The following is a 20,915-nucleotide window of genomic DNA, read 5'->3' as shown; positions in this document are numbered from 1 at the left end:
TATCTTGCGGACTGCGCTCCTCCATCCCGCATGACTCCGACCCACGCCCTGCGCCTGCCGCCCAAGCCCCCTGCCCGCCCCGCCGTCGACGCCCGCTGGCTGGGCGTGCTGTTTGTGCTCGGCGCGGTCGCCTGCTTTTCCGGCCTGGACACCGCCTCCAAGGCGATCGGCGCGATGCCGGTGATGATGCTGGTGTGGTTCCGCTACGCGACGCAGGCCTCGGCCACCGCGCTGACCCAATGGCCCAGCCGCGGCCGCGCGCTGCTGCGCACGCGCCACCCCTGGCTGCACGCGCTGCGCGGGCTGCTGATCCTGTCGACCAGCGTGTGCACCAACCTCGCGCTGCGCGCGATGCCCGTGGGCGAGCTCACCGCCATCGTCATGCTGACGCCACTGCTGATGACGCTGGTCGGCGCGACGTTCCTGCACGAGCGCGTGTCGCCCGCGCGCTGGGGCCTGATCGCCGCGGCTTTCTGCGGCGCGCTGCTGGTGGCCAGGCCGGGCGCGACGATGCTGTCGTGGGGCCTGCTGATGGCGCTGCTCGCACTGGCGCTCAACACCGGCTTCCACCTCGTGACGAGCCGGCTGTCGCGCACAGAGGACGTCGGCACCATGCAGTTCCTGACCGGCTGCACCGGCGCGCTGGCGGCCACGCTGGTGCTGCCGTTCTTCTGGACGTCGCTGGGCTCGTGGACGACCTGGGCGCTGCTCGCGCTGGTGTGCGTGTTCAGCACCGCCGGCCACTGGATGCTGATCGTCGGCTACGCGAAGGCGGGCATCGCCACGCTGACGCCGCTGCTGTACGCGCAGGTCGCGTTCAGCACGCTGCTGGGATGGCTCGTCTTCGCGCACGTGCCGGACGCGCTCGCGCTGGCGGGCATCGCCGTCATCACGCTCGCGGGGGCGGCCTGCACCTGGCTGTCGGCACGCGAGCGCGAGCAGGCGCGCGGCCTCGCCGCGCTCGAAGACGCGTCGATGGAGCACTAGGCGCTACTGGCGCGCCACCGCCTGGGCGCGCCAGGCCGACGGCGTCGCGCCCGTCTCGCGCTCGAAGAAGCGCGTGAAGTAGCCGGCGTCGGTGAAGCCCAGCTTGTAGGCGATGTGCTTGACGCTCAGCGTCGTGTAGGCCAGTTCGCGCTGGGCCTCGAGGCAGATGCGCGCGTGCAGCACGGCCAGCGCGGGATGGCCCAGCACCGCGCGGCAGGCGCGATTGAGCTGCGTCGTCGTGATGCCGAGCTCGGCCGCGAACTGGCCCAGCGTGGGCTGCTCGCGGAACCGCTCGTCGACCAGCGTGCGCAGCCGCTGCACATGGCCGACGGCGCGGTCGCCGACGCCCGCCTCCCTGGCCAGCGCCGACGGCAGCGCTCGGCCCAGCGTCACGAACAGCTGCGTCATCGCGGCATCGACGGCGCTCGTGCGCCAGGGCGCATGCTGCGCATGTTCGGTGGCCAGCGAGGCGACCGCCTGCAGCACGCCGCGCCGGTGCGCCGCCGGGATCGGCTCGCAGCGCGTCTGCAGGACGGCGTCGCGCAGGCCGTCCTCGTGCGCGAGCAGCTGGCGGATGTGCGACTCGAGGATCGTGAACACGGTGCCGCGCACGTCGCTGGTCCAGCGAAAGCCGTGGACGGCCAGCGCGGTGATCGTGATGACGCCGGGGCCGCGCAACCGGTGCTGGCGGCCGTCGAGCACGATCTCGGCGGTGCCGCTCTGGACGTGGAAGACCTGGAACAGCGCCTCGTGGCGATGCGGCCGGATCTCCCACGAGTGCAGGCTGCTGCGCTCGGCGATCGACTCCGCGTGCATCACGTCGGACGGCGGCAGCCCGGCGTCCTCGGCGTAGAGCAGGTAGGTTGGCAGGTTCTGGGCCACGGGAGTAGAGTTCGGATTTGTAAATCGAGGGCGCCTTCGCCTCGGCAGGCCGCATGCGAGCCGCCGGGCAATGTTCCGATTGTTCAATCGTTCGCCCGTTCTGTCCATTGAGGAGATCGCCCGCCGCCCCTACGCTGCGAAGCAGGAATTCAAGAACGGAGACAACGATGGGAAGCTCGCCTTCGACATCGCCGCCATCGAGCCGGACGCAGGTCGCGATCATCGGCGCCGGCCCGGCCGGCCTGCTGCTCGGCCAGCTGCTGCACGAAGCCGGCATCGACAACGTGATCCTCGAGCAGCGCAGCGCCGACTACGTGCTGTCGCGCATCCGCGCCGGCGTGCTCGAGCAGACCACCGTCCAGCTGCTGGAACAGGCCGGCGTCGGCGAGCGGCTGCGCCGCGAGGGTCTGCGCCACGACGGCACCGAGCTCGCGTTCGACGGCCGCCTGCATCGCATCGACTTCGCCCGCCTGACGGGCCGCAGCGTCACCGTCTACGGCCAGACCGAGGTCACGCGCGACCTGATGGAACGGCGCGCCGCGGTCGGCCGCACGACGGTCTACGAGGCGCAGGACGTGTCGCTGCACGGCTTCGACAGCGACGCGCCGCTGGTGCGCTGGCGCCACGGCGGCGTCCAGCACGAACTGCGCTGCGACTTCATCGCCGGCTGCGACGGCTTCCACGGCGTCTCGCGCGCGAGCGTGCCCGCGGGGGCGATCGCCACGCACGAAAAGGTCTACCCGTTCGGCTGGCTCGGCCTGCTGGCCCAGGTGCCGCCGGCGCGCCACGAGCTCGTCTACGCCAACCACGCGCGCGGCTTCGCCCTGTGCAGCCAGCGCAGCCGCACGCTGAGCCGTTACTACCTGCAGGTTCCGGCTGACGACCGCATCGAGCGCTGGTCGGACACGGCATTCTGGAACGAGCTGCGGCGCCGCCTGCCGGCCGACGTCGCCGACCGCGTGACGACGGGCGCCTCGATCGAGAAGAGCATCGCGCCGCTGCGCAGCTTCGTCGCCGAGCCGATGCGCTTCGGCCGCCTGTTCCTCGCCGGCGACGCGGCCCACATCGTGCCGCCCACCGGCGCGAAGGGGCTCAACCTCGCGGCCTCGGACGTCGGCTTCCTCGCGGACGCGATGCGCGACCACTACCTCGAACGCAGCGACGACGGCATCGACGCCTATTCGGAACGCTGCCTGCGCCGCATCTGGAAGGCCGAGCGCTTCTCGTGGTGGTTCACCTCGCTGATGCACCAGTTCCCGGGCACGGGCGAGTTCGACCACCGCATGCAGCACGCCGAGCTCGACTACCTGGTGGGCTCGCCCGCCGCATCCACCGCGCTCGCCGAGAACTACGTCGGGCTGCCCATGGACCTGCCCACGCGCGCCACGGCGGCCGCACTGATTCACTGAAGGAGACTTTCGACATGACGACCCCCTGCATCATCTCCGTCGCGATCACCGGCTCCCTGCCGCGCAAGAAGGACAACCCTGCGGTACCCGTGACCGTCTCCGAACAGGTCGAGTCGACGCACGCCGCCTACGAGGCCGGCGCGACGCTGGTGCACCTGCACGTGCGCAACGACGACGAGACGCCGACCTCGGCGCCCGAGCGCTTCGCGACGGTGCTGGACGGCATCCGCAAGCACTGCCCGCTGATCATCACGCAGGTGTCGACCGGCGGCCGCTCCGGCGCCGGGCGCGAGCGCGGCGGCATGCTGCACCTGCGGCCCGACATGGCCTCGCTGGCGTCGGGCTCGGTCAACTTCCCGACCCGCGTCTACGACAATTCGCCCGACCTGGTCGACTGGCTGGCCAGCGAGATGCTGGCCTACGACATCAAGCCCGAGATCGAGGCCTTCGACCTGTCGATGATCTTCCAGGCGGTCGCGATGCAGAAGGCCGGCAAGATCGCCGGGCCGCTGCACATCCAGTTCGTGATGGGCATCAAGAATGCGATGCCGGTCGACCGCGAGGTGTTCGAGTTCTACGTGAAGACGCTCAACCGCCTCGCGCCCGACGCGACCTGGACCGGCGCCGGCATCGGCCGCGACCAGTTCACGCTGGCGAAGTGGTCGCTCGAGCTGGGCGGGAATTGCCGCACGGGCCTCGAGGACAACGTGCGCCTCGACCGCGACACGCTCGCGCCGTCGAACGCGGCGCTGGTCGCGCGCATCGCCCAGATGTGCGAGGAGCACGGCCGCCGTGTCGCCACGCCGCAGGAAGCGCGCGCGCTGCTGCACCTCGCGCCGCAGCCCGAGAGCCGCACCGCCACGCAACTGCAGGCGGAATTCGCCGCCCACGCCTGAAGGACACGCGATGACCGACACGACCCCGCTGCAGGTCCCGCCCGCGCGCCCGGACGACGAATACCTGATGCGCGACCCGACCGCGCATCCGCCGGCCTACGCGCCAGGCTACAAGACGAGCGCGCTGCGCAGCCCGCGCAATTCGCTGATCTCGCTGGGGCAGACGCTGTCCGAGGTCACCGCGCCCAGCTTCTCGGCCGACGAGCTGGGCCCGCTGGACGGCGACCTGATCCGCAACTACGCCAAGTCCGGCCTGCCCGTCGGCGAGCGCACCATCGTGCACGGCTACGTGCGCGACCAGCTGGGGCGTCCGGTGAAGAACGCGCTGGTCGAGGTCTGGCAGGCCAACGCCAGCGGACGCTATCGCCACAAGAAGGACCAGTACCTCGGCGCGCTCGACCCGAACTTCGGCGGCTGCGGCCGCGTGCTGACCGACGAGCACGGCCACTACGTCTTCCGCACCATCAAGCCGGGGCCGTATCCGTGGCGCAACCGCATCAACGACTGGCGGCCGGCGCACATCCACTTCGGCCTGTCCGGCAACGGCTGGGCGCAGCGGCTGATCACGCAGATGTACTTCGAGGGCGACCCGCTGATCGCGACCTGCCCCATCATCCGCACGATTCCCGACGAGGAGCAGATCCGCGGCCTGATCGCGCAGCTGGACATGGGCGCCACGGTGCCGCTGGACAGCCGCGCCTTCCGCTTCGACATCGTGCTGCGCGGCCAGCGCGCCACCTGGTTCGAGAACGTCCTGCAAGGAGAACAGTGATGACCCCGCTGCTGCGCGAGACCGCCTCGCAGACCGCCGGCCCGTACGTGCACATCGGCCTCGCGCCCAAGGCCGCCGGCTTCGACATCTTCGAGAACAACTTCGGCCCCGTGCTGACCACGCCCGAGACCCAGGGCGAGCGCATCACGATCGAGGGCCGCGTGTTCGACGGTTCCGGCACGCCGGTGCGCGACGTGCTGCTCGAACTCTGGCAGGCCAACGCGCAGGGCCGCTACGCGCATCCCGGCGACAGGCAGGCCGGCAAGTCCGTCGATCCGGCGTTCCGTGGCTGGGGACGCGCGTGCAGCGACTTCGACACCGGCACCTGGTCGTTCGAGACGATCAAGCCCGGCCCCGTCGTCGGGCGCCATGGCGTGCTCATGGCGCCGCACGTCAACCTGTGGATCGTCGCGCGCGGCATCAACATCGGCCTGCACACGCGCATGTATTTCGACGACGAGGCCAAGGCCAACGCGGCCGATCCGGTGCTGAACCTGGTGGAGTGGGAGGTGCGCCGCAAGACGCTGGTCGGCAAGCGCGAGCAGCGCGGCGGCGCCACGGTCTACAAGTTCGACATCCACCTGCAGGGCGATGCCGAGACCGTGTTCTTCGACGTCTGATGCGCGGCACAATCGACCGATGATCTTCGATCGCTTCCTGGCCTCGCCCGAGGTCGTGCGGGTGCTGGACGAACGCGCGTTCGTGCAGGCGATGCTGGACTTCGAGGCGGCCCTCGCGCGGGCGCAGGCGGGCGCGGGCGCGATCCCCGCCGGCGCGGCCGAGGCCATCGCCGCCGCGTGCGACGCGAGCCGCTTCGACGTCGACGCGATCGTCGTCGAGGGCGGGCGTGTCGGCACGATCGCGATCCCGCTGGTCAAGGCCTTGACGGCGGCGGTCGCGAAGATCGATGCGGAGGCGGCGCTGGTCGTGCACTGGGGCGGCACGACGCAGGACGTGCTGGACACCGCGCAGGTGCTGGTGGCGCGCCGCGCGCTGGCGCTCGTCGATCGCGACCTGTCCGTGCTGATTCCAGCGCTGTTGAAGCTCGCCGACGCGCACGGCGACGCGCCGATGCTGGGCCGCACGCTGATGCAGCCGGCGCAGGTCATCAGCCTCGGCTTCAAGCTGGCCGGCTGGATCGCGCCGCTGGTGCGTGCACAGTCACGCATCCGCCAAGCCGGCGCCGCGGCGCTGCAGTTGCAACTGGGCGGCGCCGTCGGCACGCGCGCGGCGATGGGCGAGCACGGCGATGCGGTCGCGGCCACGATGGCCGCGTCGCTCGATCTGCGCCTGCCGCCCGCGGCCTGGCACACGCAGCGCGACGAGCTCGTCTCGCTCGGCTGCGAGCTGGGCGTGCTCGCGGGGTCGCTGGGCAAGATCGCCAGGGACATCTCGCTGATGGCGCAGGGCGAGGTCGGCGAGCTGGCGGAGCCCTCGGGCGGCGGGCGCGGCGGCTCGTCGGCGATGCCGCACAAGCGCAATCCCGTCGCCGCGATGACGGCGCTGGCCGCCGCGGTGCGCACGCCGCAGCGCGTGGCCGCGCTGCTCGCCGCGATGCCGCAGGAACACGAGCGCGGGCTGGGCAACTGGCAGGCGGAGCTCGCCGAGTTCGGCGGCCTGCTGGCCAGCGTGCATGGCGCGCTCGCCGCGCTGACGCTGGCCGCCGACGGCCTGCAGGTCTTTCCCGATCGCATGCGCCGCAACATCGACGCGCTGCAGGGGCTGGTCTTCGCCGAGGCGCTGGCGATGCGGGCGGCGCGCGAGATCGGCAAGTCCGACGCACATCACTGGGTCGAGGGCCTGTCGAAGGAGGCGGTGTCCTCCGGCGGACACCTGCGCGACACCGCGCTGATGGCGCTCGCCCGCGACGAGCGGCTGCGCGCCCGCCTCCCCGCCGCGGAGCTGGCCGCGCTGTTCGACGCCGACGCGCCCGCGCGCCACGCGAGCGCGCTCGCGGCGCCACAACTGGCCGCGCTCGCCGCGCATGCCGAAGAACTCCGCCGCGATCCGCCGTGGCAAACCCATCTTTGAGGACGACCCCATGGATCGCGAAGACGACTTCGACCGCGGCGTGAAGAACCGGCGCGCCGTGCTCGGCGACGCCTGGGTCGACAAGTCGCTGGACAACGCCAACGCGTTCAACGCCGACTTCCAGGCGCTGATCACGCGCTATGCCTGGAACGACATCTGGGGCCGCCCCGGCCTCGACCACACCACGCGCCGGCTGCTGGTGCTGGGCATGACGATGGGCCTCGCGCGCTGGGAGGAGTTCGAGCTGCACTGCGGCGCGGCGATCCGCGCGGGCGTGCCGCTCGCCAAGATCCAGGAGACGCTGATGCAGGGCGCGATCTACTGCGGCGTGCCCGCGGCCAACACGGCGTTCAAGCTGACGCAGGACATCCTGCGCCACGAAGGCCTGCTGCCGCCGCCCGAGCGGCTGTCCGCCGGCGTGCGCGTCGCCACGCACCACACGTTCAGCGCGCCGCAGCTGCGCGTCACGCTGCAGGGCGACGGCGCGCCCATCGTGCTGAGCCACGCGCTGGGCCTGGACTCGGCGATGTGGGACGACTACGCCGCGCACCTCGCGGCCGGCGGCGCCGGCGTACCCCACCAGGTACTGCGCTACGACCACCGCGGCCACGGCGGCTCCGGGAGTCCGGCCGGACCGTACGCGATGGACGACCTCGTCGACGACGCCGCGCGCGTCATCCGCGAATGGGGCCGCGGGCCGGTCACGTGGGTCGGGCTGTCGATGGGCGCGATGGTGGGCCAGGGCCTGGCGATCCACCATCCGGAGCTGGTGGGCCGGCTGGTGCTGGCGAACACGACGTCGCAATATCCCGAGGCCGCCGCGGCGAACTGGGCGCAGCGCATCGCCACGGTGAACGAGCGCGGCATGGCGGCGGTCGCCGAGATGGTCGTCGAGCGCTACCTGCACGCCGACTTCCGCGCGGCCGAGCCCGCCGCCACCGACGCCATCCGCCAGCGGCTGCTGCGCGACGACGCCGCCGGCTACGCGGCGAGCTGCCACGCGGTGGCCGGCGTCGACTGGCTCGATCGCCTCGCGCAGGTGCGCTGCCCGACGCTGGTGATCGCCGGCGCCCGCGACGCCGGCGCCCCGCCCGCGATGGGCGAGGCGATCGCCGCCCGCATTCCCGGCGCGACGCTGCACGTCATCGAGGACGCGTCGCACCTGAGCGTGCTCGAGACGCCCGACGAGTTCCGCCGCGTCGTCGCGGCCTTCCTGCAGAAGCAGTCCTGAACGACCGCGGCGCGAGAGGTCGCACGAACGACCCCGCGTTTCCGAAACGAGGCGAGGAGACAACCATGCCCGACACGCAGACCGTCAACGTCCAGACCTTCCTCAACGAGCACCGCTTCTCGGGCTTCCAGTGGGCGATCTTCTGGCTGTGCTTCCTGATCGTGCTGCTCGACGGCTTCGACACCGCCGCGATCGGCTTCATCGCGCCGTCGCTGCTGAAGGAGTGGGGACTGGCGCGGCCCGCGCTGGGGCCGGTGTTGAGCGCGGCGCTGTTCGGGCTCGCGGCCGGCGCGCTGTCGTCGGGCCCGCTGGCCGACCGCGTCGGCCGCAAGCGCGTGCTGGTGGCGGCGGTGCTGCTGTTCGGCCTGGCCTGCGCGGCATCGTCGTTCGCCGGTTCGCTGTCGCAACTGGTCGTGCTGCGCTTCGTCACCGGCCTCGGGCTCGGCGCGGCGATGCCCAACGCCGTCACGCTGATGAGCGAGTATTGCCCCGACCGGATGCGCGCCACGCTCACCAACGCGATGTTCTGCGGCTTCCCGCTCGGCGCCGCGTTCGGTGGCTTCCTCGCGGCGTGGATGATCCCGCAGTTCGGCTGGCGCAGCGTGCTGCTGCTGGGCGGCGTCGCGCCGCTGGTGCTGGGCGTCGCGATGCTGGCGCTGCTGCCGGAGTCGGTTCGCTACATGGTCGCGCGCGCGCAGCCGGTCGAGCGGATCCGCGCGGCGCTCGCGCGCATCTCTGAGACCGCCATGCGCGCCACGGGCTTCGTCCTCAGCGAGTCGCGGCCGTCGGCCGCGGGCCAGGGCGGCATCGGGATCGTGCTGTCGTCGCGCTACCTCGTCGGCTCGGTGATGCTGTGGATCGCGTACTTCATGGGCCTGGTCATCTTCTACGCGTTGATCAACTGGATGCCCATCCTGTTCAAGGACGCGGGCGTCGAGCCGCGCTCGGCCACGCTGATCTCCGCGCTGTTCCCGCTGGGCGGCTGCGGCGCGATCCTGTTCGGCTGGCTGATGGATCGCTTCAACGCCAACAAGATCATCGCGCTGGGCTTCGCGGCGACGGCGGCGCTCGTCTACGCCGTCGGGCAGGCTGCCGGCAACGTGGGCGCGCTCGTGGTGCTGGTGTTTCTCGCGGGCGCCTTCATGAACACGGCGCAGTCGTCGTTGCCGGCGCTGGCCGCCGCGTTCTATCCGACCGCCGGCCGCGCCACCGGCGTGTCGTGGATGCTGGGCTTCGGCCGCTTCGGCGGCATCGCGGGCTCGTTCCTCGTCGCCGAACTCTCGCGCCGCGACGTCGGCTTCGTCGGCATCTTCAGCATCGTCGCGATTCCCGGGCTGGTCGCGGCCGCGGCGCTGCTGGTCAAGCACTGGGTCGAGCCCGAGAGCGGCGACGGCGGGGCCGTGCTGCCCCAGGTCGCCGCGCACTGACTAGTGCCCGCCGACGTAGACGAACTTGAACAGGAACACGGCCCCGATGAGCCACGACATCGGGTGCACCGCGCGCCACTGCCCCGTGAACAGCTTCAGCACCGCGTAGGTGATGAAGCCGAAGGCCAGGCCGTTGGCGATCGAGTACGTCAGCGGCATCGCGAGCGCGGTCACGACGGCGGGGACGGCGTCGGTGGTCTCGTCCCAGTCCAGTTCCACGAGGTCGCGCAGCATCAGGCTGGCGACGTAGAGCAGCGCCGGGGCGGTCGCGTAGGCCGGCACCGCGCCGGCCAGCGGCGAGATGAACAGGCAGGCGAGGAACAGCAACGCCACCGCGACCGCGGTCAGCCCGGTGCGGCCGCCGGCCTGCACGCCCGACGCGCTCTCGACGTAGGCCGTGGTGCTGGACGTCCCGAGCAGCGAGCCCGCGAAGATGGCGCAGCTGTCGGCCAGCAGCGCCTTGTTCATGCGATCCATGCGGTCGTCGCTGAGCAGTCCCGCGCGCCGCACCACCGCCAGCAGCGTGCCGGTGGCGTCGAACAGTTCCACCAGGAAGAACACGAGGATCACGTTGAACACGCCCACGCCCAGCGCGCCCTTGATGTCGAGCTGCAGGAAGGTCGGCAGGATCGACGGCGGCATGGCGACGACGCCTTCGAAGCGGTTGCCCGCGAAGAAGAACGACAGCACCGTGACCGCGAGGATGCCGATCAGGATCGCGCCGCGCACGCCCAGCCGGTCCAGCACGACGATCGTGAAGAAGCCCAGCACCGACAGCAGCACCGACGGCTGGTGCAGGTCGCCCAACGTGACGTACGTGGCCTTGGACGGCGCGACGATGCCCGCGCTCTTGAGCGCGATGATCGCCAGGAACATGCCGATGCCCACCGTGATGCCGATGCGCAGCGACTGCGGGATGCCGTGGATGATCAGCTTGCGCAGCTTGAACAGCGTCACCAGCAGGAACAGGCAGCCCGAGATGAAGACCGCGCCGAGCGCGACCTGCCACTTCAGCCCCATGCCCAGCACGACGACATACGCGAAGTACGCGTTCAGGCCCATGCCGGGCGCCAGCGCGATCGGGTAGTTCGCGTAGAGCGCCATGATCAGCGTGCCGAGCGCCGCGATCAGGCAGGTGGCGACGAAGACCGCGCCCTTGGGCATCCCCGCGTCCCCGAGGATGGTCGGGTTGACGAAGATGATGTAGGCCATCGTCAGGAAGGTCGTGAGGCCGGCCAGCAGCTCGGTGTTGACGGTGGTGCCGTGCCTTCGCAGCTGGAAGATGCGATCCAGCAAGGACGACCTTGCGTTCGAGGGTGTATTGGCTGCCGTGAGCGCGGGCTCGCGCGCGGCGGCCGCGTTCTGGGTTGCGGTGTGCATGTTGTCTCCTGCATCGCTGTGGTTGGATGCGCGGGGGCGCGTCTGGCGCGCGCTGGCCTGCGGGTTCGAAAAGTCGCGTCTTGCCGGGCGTGCGTCAGGGCCGGCGGTGGTACCTCGGCACACCGGCCACGTAGGCCGCCTCCAGCAATCGTTCGTCGCCCAGGGTCATCCAGGCGAACAGTTTCTCGTGCAGGTCCTGCGCCAGGTCGACGCGATGCTGCATCACGGGCGTGTGCGCCCAATCCCAGACCGCGACGTCGGCGTGCCGGCCGACGTCGAAGCTGCCGATCTCGTCGTCGAGGTGCAGCGCGCGCGCCGCTCCCCGCGTGGCGCTGTAGAGCGCCTTCCAGGCCGTCAGCTTGACGCCGCGCAGGGCCTGGATCTTGTAGGCGTCGGCCAGCGTTCGGATCATCGACAGGCTGGTGCCGCCGCCGACGTCGCTGGCCATCGACACGTGCGCGCCCTGCCCTTCGGCGCCGAGCCAGTCGAACAGGCCGCTGCCCAGGAACAGGTTGGAGCTGGGGCTGTGCGCGATCTGCGCGCCGGTCTCGCGCAGCAGCACGCGGTCGGTGTCGTCCAGCCACACGCCGTGCGCCAGCACCGAGCGCTCGTTGAGCAGTCGGTGGCGATGGTAGACGTCGAGGTAGCTGCGCGCCTCGGGAAACAGCTCGGCGACCCAGCGCACTTCGTCCTTGTTCTCGGCGACGTGCGTCTGCATGTAGGTGCCGGGATGCGCCTCGATCAGCGCCGCGGCCATCTGCATCTGCGCGGACGTGCTCGTCGGGGCGAAGCGCACCGTCAGCGCGTACGCGAGACGCGCGCGGCCGTGCCAGCGCTGGATCAGGTCGACGCAGTCGCGCTCGGCCTGGCGCACGTCGTCGCGCAGGCCGTCGGGCGCGTGGCGGTCCATCAGGATCTTGCCGGCGATGATTCGCATGCCGCGGCGCTCGGCGCCTGCGAACAAGGCATCGGCCGAGTGCTTGTGCACGGTCGGGAAGACGACGGCCGACGTCGTGCCGTGGGCCAGCAGCCCGTCGAGGAAGCGCTCGGCGCCGGCGACGGCGACCTCGGGATCGGCGAAGCGGCGCTCGGCGGGGAACGTGTACGTGTTGAGCCATTCCAGCAGCTCGGTGCCGTAGGAGGCGATCACGTCCAGCTGCGGGCTGTGCACGTGCGTGTCGATGAAGCCGGGCAGCAGCAGCTTGCCGGCGTGGTCGACGCGCTGCCAGCTGGCGTCGGGCGCGTCCGCCTGCACGCCGGCGATGCGGCCGTCGGCGACGAGCAGCCAGTGGCCGGGGCGGAAGCGCACGCCCGGCGCGCCGGCGGGCGCGGCGAAGCCGGGGTCGGCGGTGAAGTCGAGCAGGTCGCCGCGCAGGGCGATGCGGGAGGGGGTATCGGTCGTCATGGGGGTCGAGGTCATCGGGTTCGGGCAAGCGTGCGCGCGACGTCGCGCACCTGCTCGCGCAACCAGCGTCCGGCGCTGGAGTGGTGGCTCAGCTCGTGCCACAGCTGGTAGTAGTTGAGCGTCGGGAATCGGATCGGGCTGCGCACGATGCGCACGGGCAGCGTGTCGACCCAGCGGCTGCAGAACTGGCGGCCCGTCGTCAGCACCAGCCGCGAGCGCGCCACCATCATCGGCGCGAGCGCGAAGTGCGGCGTGCGCACCGAGACGTTGCGCGCGAGGCCCTCGGCGGCGAGGTGGTCGTCGATGATGCCGCGGGCGCCGGCGTGCAGCGGCATCGGCGCGACGTGCTCGCTCTCGAGGTAGCGCTCGGCCGTCCACCAGCGCGGGTTGCGCACGGCGGAATGATCGGCGGCGACGAGGCAGACGGCCTCGTCCGAGAACAGCTGGCCGATGTGCAGCTCCTCCGGCGGCTTGAGCCAGTTGCCCAGCACCAGGTCGACATCGGCGTGCGCCAGGCGGGCGCGGTAGTCGTAGTCGCCCGTCAGCGGCAGGATCTCCAGGCTGACGCCGGGCGCCTGCGACTTGATGCGGCCGACGAGCTCGGGCAGCACCAGCGGGTCGAGCCAGTCGCTGGCGGCGACGCGGAAGGTGAGCTTCGAGGTCGCGGGGTCGAAATCGAGGCCGCGGGACTGCGCACCGAACATCAACTGAGCGCTGCGCAGGATGTCGGCGGCCGGCGCCATCAGCGCGAGCGCGGCCGGCGTGGGCACCATCTCGTGGCCCGCCCGCACGAGCAGCGCATCGCCCGTCAGCGCGCGCAGACGCTTCAGCTGCACGCTCACCGTCGGTTGCGTCGTCTGCAGCCGCATGGCGGCCCGGGAAATACTTCTTTCCGTGATCACGGTATGGAACACCCTCACCAGGTAGAGCTCGATCTTGTCGAAAGCGGCGCGTTCGGTCATATCTGGCCTCCAATGGATGGAATGTCTGCGCAGGCATACGACCCTGGCCCGCGCGGGGTTAACTTCTGGGCCGTTCCCATCAGCACAAACGCTCGACCGCCATGCAGACCCGGCCCATCCGCTTCTATCACCACCGCGTCGGCGCGGTCGTCGAGGTCACCGATGCGGCGCCCACGCGCACGGTGCTCAACTGGCTGCGCGAGGACGCGCACTGCAGCGGCACGAAGGAAGGCTGCAACGAGGGCGACTGCGGCGCCTGCACCGTCATCGTGGCCGAGCTGGCCGAACGCGCGCAGGAGGTCGGCACGGCGTCGGCGGACGCGACGATCGTCGGCGGGCTGTCGCTGCGCACCGTCAACGCCTGCATCCAGTTCCTGCCCACGCTCGACGGCAAGGCGCTGCTGACGGTGGAAGACCTGCGTCGAATCGGCGGCGGCGAACTGCATCCGGTGCAGCAGGCGCTGGTCGACTGCCACGGTTCGCAATGCGGCTTCTGCACGCCGGGCTTCGCGATGTCGCTGGCCACGACCTACGAGCGCCACTGCGAGGCCGGCACGCGGCCGACGCGCCAGCAGCTTGCCGACGACCTGTCCGGCAACCTGTGCCGCTGCACCGGCTACAGACCCATCCTCGACGCCGGCCAGCGCATGTTCGACCTGCCCCCTGCGCGCCTGGACACGCAGCCCGTCGTCGCCGCGCTGCGTTCGCTCGACGACGGCCACGGCCTGGCCTACGAGGGCGCGAACCCGGCCGTGCGCGTCGACGGTGTCGAGCGCCGCGACCGCTTCTGGGGCCCGCGCGGCCTCGACGAGTTCGCCGCGCTGCGCGAGCAGCACCCGAAGGCGCGCCTGCTCGCCGGCTCCACCGACATCGGCCTGTGGGTCAACAAGCAGTTCCGCGACCTCGGCGACATCCTCTACATCGGCAACGTCGACGCGCTGCGCCGCATCGAACGCCGCGGAGACGTGCTGCGCATCGGCGCCGCGGCCACCCTGGAAGACGCCTGGGCCACGCTCACCGCGCACGTGCCCGCGCTGCACGACATGTGGCTGCGCTTCTCGTCGCTGCCGGTGCGCAACGCCGGCACGCTCGGCGGCAGCATCGCCAACGGCTCGCCCATCGGCGACAGCGCGCCGGTGCTGATGGCCCTCGGCACCGACGTCGTCCTGCGACGCGGCGCGACGCAGCGCACGCTGCGGCTCGAGGACTTCTACCTCGACTACATGAAGAACGCGATGCAGCCCGGCGAATTCATCGAGGCGCTGGACGTGACGCTGCCGGGCGCGGCGACGCGCGTGCGTGCGTACAAGCTGTCCAAGCGCTTCGACTGCGACATCTCGGCCGTCGCCACGGGCCTGGCCGTCGAGCTGGAGGACGGCATCGTGCGCGCCGCGCGCTTCGCGTTCGGCGGCATGGCGGCGATCGTCAAGCGCGCTGCCAACGCGGAAGCCGCGGTCATCGGCCAGCCCTGGAACGAGGCCACGCTCGACGTCGCGATGCGCGCGATCGAGAAGGACTTCGCGCCGCTGACCGACCTGCGCGCGACGACGTCCTATCGCCAACGCGTCTCGCGCAACCTGCTGCGCCGCTTCTGGCTGGAAACGCGACCCGACGAGCCGCTGCCCGCGCGCCACCTGAGCGTCTTCAACATCCTGCCGCACGCGGCGCCGGCGGCCTGAGGAGCGCGCATGAACAAGCAAGCGGAAGCCTTCCTGCTCGAACCCGGCCTCGCATGGGCCGACTACCGGCGCAACGCGCGCGCCCGCGTCGACGAGATCGCCGAGGCCGAGCGCCTGCGCGACGGCGCGCGCGTGGGCATCAGCCGCAAGCACGAGTCGGCGCACCTGCACGTGGCCGGACAGGCCACCTACATCGACGACATGCCCGAACTCGCGGGCACGCTGCATGCGGCACTCGGCCTGTCGCCGGCGGCGCACGGGCTCATCAAGTCCTTCGCGATCGAGAAGATCCGCGCGCTGCCCGGCGTGGTCGACGTCATCGTCGCCGCGGACATCCCCGGCACCAACGACTGCGGCGCCATCGTGCACGACGACCCGATCCTGGCCGACGGCAAGGTGCAGTTCCTCGGCCAGCCGGTGTTCGCGGTGATCGCGACCGATCGCGACCTCGCGCGCCGCGCGGCCGCGCAGGCGAGGCACGTGCTGGAGATCGAACCGCTGCCCGCGCACGTCACGGCGGCCGAGGCGCATGCCGCGCAGAGCTACGTGCTGCCGCCGATGCACCTGGTGCGCGGCGATGCGCAGGCCGGCATCGCGCGCGCGCCGCATCGGCTCGAGGGCACGATCCAGCTCGGCGGGCAGGAACAGTTCTATCTCGAGGGCCAGATCTCGTACGCGATCCCCACCGAGAACGACGGCATGCACGTCTACTGCTCGACGCAGCATCCCAGCGAAATGCAGCATCTCGTCGCGCATGCGCTGCATGTGCATTCGCACCACGTGCACGTCGAATGCCGGCGCATGGGCGGCGGCTTCGGCGGCAAGGAGTCGCAATCCGGCATCTTCGCGTGCATCGCCGCGGTAGCCGCGCGCAAGCTCGATCGCCCGGTCAAGCTGCGGCCCGATCGCGACGACGACTTCATGATCACCGGCCGCCGGCACGGCTTCGACTACCGCTACGAGGTCGGCTTCGACGACGAGGGCCGCGTGCTGGGCTGCGACATCGACATGGTCTCCAACGCCGGCTTCTCCACGGACCTGTCGGGCCCGGTGATGACGCGTGCGCTGTGCCACTTCGACAACGCCTACTGGATGCCGGACGTGGCCATCCACGGCTACTCGGCCAAGACCAACACGCAGAGCAACACCGCGTTCCGCGGCTTCGGCGGCCCACAGGGCGCGTTCGCCAGCGAGGTCCTGATGGACTCGATCGCCCGCGCGCTCGGCAAGGATGCGCTCGAGGTGCGGCGCGCCAACTTCTACGGCATCGGCGAGCGCGACGTCACGCCCTACCTGCAGCGCGTGACCGACAACGTCATCCGCAAGCTGACCGACGAACTGGCCACGCGCGGCGACTACGAGGCGCGCCGCGTCGCGATCGACGCCTTCAACGCGACCAGCCCGGTGCTGAAGAAAGGCATGGCGCTGACGCCGGTCAAGTTCGGCATCTCGTTCAACGTCAAGCACTTCAACCAGGCCGGCGCGCTGGTGCACGTGTACGCGGACGGCACGATGCTGGCCAACCACGGCGGCACCGAGATGGGCCAGGGCCTCAACACCAAGGTGGCGCAGGTGGTCGCGCACGAACTCGGCGTGAGTTTCGAGACCGTGCGCGCCACCGCCACCGACACGACCAAGGTCGCCAACACGTCCGCCACTGCCGCCTCGACCGGTGCCGACCTGAACGGCAAGGCCGCGCAGGACGCAGCGCGCCAGATCAAGGAGCGCCTCGCCGCGTTCGCCGCGCAACGCCACGGCGGGGAGGCCGCGGACGTGCGCTTCGCCAACGACCTGGTGCACGTCAACGGGCAGCAGATCCCGTTTCCCGAGCTGACGCGCGCGGCCTACGAGGACCGCGTGCAGCTGTGGTCGGACGGCTTCTACGCGACGCCCGGCCTGCACTGGGATCGCGTCAAGCTGCAGGGCCGGCCGTTCTTCTACTACGCGTACGGCGCCGCGCTGAGCGAGGTCGTGATCGACACGCTGACCGGCGAATGGAAGCTGCTGCGCGCCGACGTGCTGCACGACGCCGGCCGCTCGCTGAACCCGGCGGTCGACATCGGCCAGGTCGAGGGCGCGTTCATCCAGGGCATGGGCTGGCTGACGATGGAGGAACTGGTCTGGCACCCGAAGACGGGCCTGCTGATGACGCACGCGCCGAGCACGTACAAGATCCCGACGGCCAACGACTGCCCGCCGGTGTTCAACGTCAACCTGTTCGACAACGAGAACGCCGAGGACTCGATCCACCGCAGCAAGGCGGTCGGCGAGCCGCCGCTGCTGCTGCCGTTCTCCGTGTTCCTGGCGATACGGGATGCTGTATCGGCGGCGGGCGATCATCGCGTCGATCCTCCGCTGCGTGCGCCGGCCACCAGCGAGGCCATCCTCGACGCCGTCGACGCGGTGCTGAGTGGCGTCGCGGAGAAGGACGCGTCATGAGCGCCGATCTGCACGACACCGCGGCACGCTGGCTCGGCGCCGGTGACCCGGGCGTCGTCATCGAGGTACTGAAGACCGCGGGCTCGGTGCCGCGCGAGGCGGGCACGCGCATGCTGGTGTCGGCCAAGCAGGCGGTGGGCACCATCGGCGGAGGACACCTCGAGTTGATGGCCATCGAGAATGCGCGCACGCTGCTCGCCAACGTGCCGGGCTTCGAACCCGTCGACCGCCACTACCCGCTCGGGCCCGCGCTGGGCCAGTGCTGCGGCGGCGCGGTCACGCTGCGTTTCCTGCGGCTGGACGCACGCACCGCGCAAGCCTGGCCGCGGCCGACGCCCCGCTTCTTCCTGCAGTTGTACGGCGCGGGCCACGTCGGCCGCGCCATCGTGCGGCTGCTCGCCGGCATTCCGTGCGAGGTGCAGTGGATCGACGAGCGCGAGAGCGAGTTCCCCGTCGACGAGCCGCTGCCGGCGCACATCGAGCGCGTCTGCGTCGACCAGGTGGAGGGCGAGGTGGATGTCGCGCCGGCCGGCGCCTGCTACCTCGTGCTGACGCACCGCCACGACCTCGACATGCGCATCGCCGAGGCGATCCTGCGGCGCGGCGACTTCGGCTACCTCGGCATGATCGGCTCGAAGACCAAGCGCGCGCGCTTCTTCCATCGCTACGAGGAGCGCGGCATTCGCACCGAAACCCTGGCGCGCATGACTTGCCCGATCGGCGTTCCCGGCATCGAAGGCAAGGAGCCCGAGGTCATCGCGATCGCGGTGGTGGCGCAGCTGCTGCAATTGCAGCGGCCGCCGGTCGAGCCGGCGGCAGCGATGCTGGCGCCGATGCATCGCGAATCCCGGCTCAAGAGCCGCGGTACGTGCTGTAGCTGAACGGGCTCACCAGCAGCGGCACGTGGTAGTGGCCGGCGGCGTCGGCGATGCCGAAGTCCAGCTGCACCGTATCGACGAAAGCCGGCTCGGGCAACAGGACGCCGAGCGCGCGGAAATACGGCGCGACCTCGAACAGGAGACGCCAACGGCCCACAGCCATCGCGGCCGCATCGAGCAGCGGGCCGCCGTCGTTGCGGCCGTCGGCGTTGAGCGTGACCGACTTGACGGTCTGCGCGCGACCGTCGACGTCCACGCGCTGCAGGGTCACCTGCATGCCGGCGGCGGGGCGGCCATGCGCGGTGTCGAGGACGTGCGTGCTGAGATGTCCCATCGCGTGCTCCTCAGAAGTGGTACTCGGCGCGCACCATCGGCGTCTCGGCGAATGCGCCATGGCCCGCGGGGCCGTGCCAGCTGTTGCCGAACTTGTTCTTCCAGTATTCGTACTCGACGCCGAAGCGCCAGGTCTGCGGCTTGGCGCCGACGAGCGCGCCGGCGCTCCACATCAGCTGCGCGTCGAAGTGCGTCTCGGGCGCGGTCTGTGCGCCGAATTCGTCCTTGCCCTTGGAGGCGATGAAGTTCGCGTAGCCTTCGAACGCGAGGGGCAGCGAGGCGATCGGAATGCTCCACGACGTCGCCAGCATCGGGTGCGCCTTGTAGTGGTAGCGCGCCACGCCCGTCTGCGTGTAGTCGCTGTACGGCGCGTTGCTCTCCCACAGCTCGTGGATGCCCACATCGAGGAAGCCCGGCACGTCGAACGACAGCGTCGGGCCCAGCACCCACATGCGCTTGCGCGAGTTGTAGCCCGCGTCGTTCTTGGTGTTCCAGTCGAAGCCGCCGGTCAGTCCCCAGCCGCGGATCGGGCCGGCGGCAAAATCCTTGTGCAGCACCTTGCCGGCGTCGAGGAAGTTGCGGTAGACGACGTAGGCCTCCTGCGCGCCCGTGTTCGATCCCGGGCTCGCGGGGTCGTTGCGGTCGGACATCAACATGTCGACGTTGAAGAAGTTCGCGCCGTACGCGTAGCCGCTCGCGTGCTGCAGGTCGACGATCGTCTTCTTGATGTCGCTGGCTTCATAGGGCTCGCGGAACTTCGCGCCGTAACGAACGCCGATGGAGGTGTCGCTCCATTGCGCGGCGGCGGGCAGGCAGGCGCAGGCGGTCGCGAGCGCACACAGGCGGTGAAGAGTGGTCATCGTGGATTCCAGGCGTCGTTGAGGAAAAGGGTGGCGCGCGCGTCACTGCACGGGCGCGCCCGCGTCGTACCAGCGGCGGATCAGCTCGCGCTCGGGATCGGTGATGCTGGTCGCGTTGTTCAGCGGCATCTGCTTGAGCAGCACGGCCTGCTGGAAGACCTCCTGCGAGTGCTGCTTGATCAGTTCGGGGCGATCGAGCTCGATGCCCTTGTTCTGCACCTGCGCGTTGTGGCACAGCACGCAGCGCTGGTCGAGCACGGACTTGACGCTCGCAAACGTGCCCGGCTTCGGGCCGGAGTCCACCGCGGCCGAGGCCGACGACGCGGCGGGCGCCGGCGCGCTCGCCGTCGCGACGATGGGCGCGACGGACGGCGGGCCCGGCATGCGCCACGCCACCACGCTCAGCACCAGCGCGACGCCGACGATCGCGTGCTCCCACGGCGTGCGCTGCCCCAGCACGTGTGCCTTGTGGCGCGACACGAAGCTGTGGCGGATCAGCGCGGCGGCGAGCATCACCGACACCAGCACCAGCCAGTTGTTCGCGCCTTGATACAGCCAGCCGTAATGGTTGGACAGCATCGCGAAGATCACCGGCAGCGTGAAGTAGGTGTTGTGGACGCTGCGCTGCTTGCCGCGGATGCCGTGGATGCGGTCGGGCTCCTGGCCGGCGCGCAGCTGCGCGACCACCTTGCGCTGTCCGGGGATGATCCAGAAGAACACGTTGGCCGTCATGGCCGTGGCCATCATCGCGCCCACCAGCAGGAAGGCCGCGCGGCCCGCGAACAGGTGGCAGGCGGCCCACGCCGCGAACACCACCAGCGAGAAGACGAGCACGCCGACCTGCAGGTCACCGTGCTTGCCGCGGCCCAGCGTGCGGCAGATCGTGTCGTAGAGCACCCAGAACACGAACAGGAACGTGAGCACCGCCGCGATGGCCGCGCTCGGCTCCCACGCGTGCACGTTGCGGTCGATCAGGAAGCTGCCGGCGTTGAACAGGTAGAGCACCGTCAACAGCCCGAAGCCGGTCAGCCAGGTCGAATAGCTCTCCCAGTACGACCAGTGCAGGTTCTCGGGCAGCGGACGCCAGCGCGGCGCCACCATGTACTTGTTGGAGTGATAGAAGCCGCCGCCGTGCACGGCCCACATCTCGCCGTCGACGCCCTTGCCTTGCAGTTCGTCGCTGTCGGGCTTGGCCAGGCTGTTGTCCAGCAGGACGAAGTAGAACGAGGCGCCGATCCAGGCGATCGCGGTGACGACGTGGGCGCAACGCAGCAGCAGGTTGGCCCAGTCCAGGAGGTACGTACCCATCCGAGTATCCAGTGAGGGGTGCGAGCGTCCGACCAA

18 protein-coding genes are annotated in these 20,915 nt (G+C 70.7%); 11 read left to right on the top strand and 7 right to left on the bottom strand.

What is annotated here, in order from left to right:
- Positions 1–30: 30 nt before the first annotated feature.
- Complete coding sequence (locus tag LPC04_RS19550; protein ID WP_275683954.1) at positions 31–987, top strand: DMT family transporter; 957 nt, start codon at positions 31–33, stop codon at positions 985–987.
- Positions 988–990: 3 nt separating this feature from the next.
- Here the strand turns inward: LPC04_RS19550 and LPC04_RS19545 are convergent, their stop codons facing one another.
- Positions 991–1,869 (bottom strand): helix-turn-helix domain-containing protein, encoded by an 879-nt coding sequence (locus tag LPC04_RS19545; RefSeq protein ID WP_275683953.1) that lies wholly within the window; start codon positions 1,867–1,869, stop codon positions 991–993.
- Between the two features lie 167 nt (positions 1,870–2,036).
- On the opposite strand from LPC04_RS19545, the gene pobA reads away from it, so the two are divergent.
- The 7 genes from pobA to LPC04_RS19510 all read left to right on the top strand — a co-directional run bounded on the left by pobA (position 2,037) and on the right by LPC04_RS19510 (position 9,635).
- The gene (gene pobA, locus LPC04_RS19540; protein WP_275683952.1) at positions 2,037–3,278 is read left to right on the top strand and encodes a 4-hydroxybenzoate 3-monooxygenase; all 1,242 of its coding nucleotides are present in this window, start codon (positions 2,037–2,039) and stop codon (positions 3,276–3,278) included.
- A gap of 14 nt (positions 3,279–3,292) precedes the next feature.
- Positions 3,293–4,174 (top strand): 3-oxoadipate:acetyl-CoA acetyltransferase, encoded by an 882-nt coding sequence (locus tag LPC04_RS19535; protein WP_275683951.1) that lies wholly within the window; start codon positions 3,293–3,295, stop codon positions 4,172–4,174.
- Between the two features lie 10 nt (positions 4,175–4,184).
- On the top strand, positions 4,185–4,946 hold the full coding sequence (gene pcaH / locus LPC04_RS19530; protein ID WP_420854744.1) for a protocatechuate 3,4-dioxygenase subunit beta: 762 nt from the start codon (positions 4,185–4,187) through the stop codon (positions 4,944–4,946).
- Positions 4,946–5,566, top strand: a complete 621-nt coding sequence (gene pcaG, locus LPC04_RS19525; RefSeq protein WP_275683950.1) for a protocatechuate 3,4-dioxygenase subunit alpha — start codon at positions 4,946–4,948, stop codon at positions 5,564–5,566. Before pcaH ends, pcaG begins: the two co-directional genes overlap by 1 nt.
- A 19-nt stretch (positions 5,567–5,585) precedes the next feature.
- Positions 5,586–6,977 carry a 3-carboxy-cis,cis-muconate cycloisomerase gene (gene pcaB / locus LPC04_RS19520; protein ID WP_275683949.1) on the top strand — a complete coding sequence of 464 codons (1,392 nt, stop codon included), beginning with the start codon at positions 5,586–5,588 and terminating at the stop codon, positions 6,975–6,977.
- A gap of 10 nt (positions 6,978–6,987) precedes the next feature.
- Positions 6,988–8,208, top strand: coding sequence for a bifunctional 4-carboxymuconolactone decarboxylase/3-oxoadipate enol-lactonase PcaCD (gene pcaCD, locus LPC04_RS19515; protein ID WP_275683948.1), 1,221 nt, complete (start codon positions 6,988–6,990; stop codon positions 8,206–8,208).
- 65 nt (positions 8,209–8,273) lie between these two features.
- Positions 8,274–9,635 carry an MFS transporter gene (locus tag LPC04_RS19510; RefSeq protein ID WP_275683947.1) on the top strand — a complete coding sequence of 454 codons (1,362 nt, stop codon included), beginning with the start codon at positions 8,274–8,276 and terminating at the stop codon, positions 9,633–9,635.
- Here LPC04_RS19510 and LPC04_RS19505 read toward each other — a convergent pair whose 3' ends face one another.
- From LPC04_RS19505 to LPC04_RS19495, 3 genes are all read right to left on the bottom strand, one after another.
- Positions 9,636–11,015: an NCS2 family permease gene (locus tag LPC04_RS19505; protein ID WP_275683946.1), complete on the bottom strand. Its 1,380-nt coding sequence runs from the start codon at positions 11,013–11,015 to the stop codon at positions 9,636–9,638. It lies immediately after the preceding gene.
- Positions 11,016–11,109: 94 nt separating this feature from the next.
- A complete protein-coding gene (guaD, locus tag LPC04_RS19500; protein ID WP_275683945.1) occupies positions 11,110–12,420 on the bottom strand; it encodes a guanine deaminase in 1,311 nt (436 codons plus the stop codon).
- Positions 12,421–12,431: 11 nt separating this feature from the next.
- Positions 12,432–13,382, bottom strand: a complete 951-nt coding sequence (locus tag LPC04_RS19495; RefSeq protein ID WP_275683944.1) for a LysR family transcriptional regulator — start codon at positions 13,380–13,382, stop codon at positions 12,432–12,434.
- A 101-nt stretch (positions 13,383–13,483) separates the two neighbouring features.
- On the opposite strand from LPC04_RS19495, the gene xdhA reads away from it, so the two are divergent.
- From xdhA to xdhC, 3 genes are read left to right on the top strand one after another with little or no spacing between them, the layout of a single operon-like run.
- Complete coding sequence (gene xdhA / locus LPC04_RS19490; RefSeq protein WP_275683943.1) at positions 13,484–15,061, top strand: xanthine dehydrogenase small subunit; 1,578 nt, start codon at positions 13,484–13,486, stop codon at positions 15,059–15,061.
- A 9-nt stretch (positions 15,062–15,070) separates the two neighbouring features.
- Entirely contained in the window at positions 15,071–17,500 is a 2,430-nt protein-coding gene (gene xdhB, locus LPC04_RS19485; RefSeq protein ID WP_275683942.1) for a xanthine dehydrogenase molybdopterin binding subunit, read from the top strand.
- On the top strand, positions 17,497–18,381 hold the full coding sequence (gene xdhC, locus LPC04_RS19480; protein WP_275683941.1) for a xanthine dehydrogenase accessory protein XdhC: 885 nt from the start codon (positions 17,497–17,499) through the stop codon (positions 18,379–18,381). Before xdhB ends, xdhC begins: the two co-directional genes overlap by 4 nt.
- Here the strand turns inward: xdhC and uraH are convergent.
- The 3 genes from uraH to LPC04_RS19465 are packed head-to-tail and all read right to left on the bottom strand — an operon-like array spanning position 18,353 to position 20,879.
- A complete protein-coding gene (gene uraH / locus LPC04_RS19475) occupies positions 18,353–18,712 on the bottom strand; it encodes a hydroxyisourate hydrolase (protein WP_275683940.1) in 360 nt (119 codons plus the stop codon). The genes xdhC and uraH overlap by 29 nt on opposite strands.
- Before the next feature lie 10 nt (positions 18,713–18,722).
- On the bottom strand, positions 18,723–19,571 hold the full coding sequence (locus tag LPC04_RS19470) for an outer envelope protein (protein WP_275683939.1): 849 nt from the start codon (positions 19,569–19,571) through the stop codon (positions 18,723–18,725).
- Positions 19,572–19,613: 42 nt separating this feature from the next.
- Complete coding sequence (locus tag LPC04_RS19465; RefSeq protein WP_275683938.1) at positions 19,614–20,879, bottom strand: urate hydroxylase PuuD; 1,266 nt, start codon at positions 20,877–20,879, stop codon at positions 19,614–19,616.
- Positions 20,880–20,915 lie beyond the last annotated feature (36 nt).

The sequence above is a fragment of the Scleromatobacter humisilvae genome, from assembly GCF_023231945.1.
Taxonomy (GTDB): domain Bacteria; phylum Pseudomonadota; class Gammaproteobacteria; order Burkholderiales; family Burkholderiaceae_C; genus Scleromatobacter; species Scleromatobacter humisilvae.
This window is presented reverse-complemented; position numbering and strand designations above follow the sequence as displayed.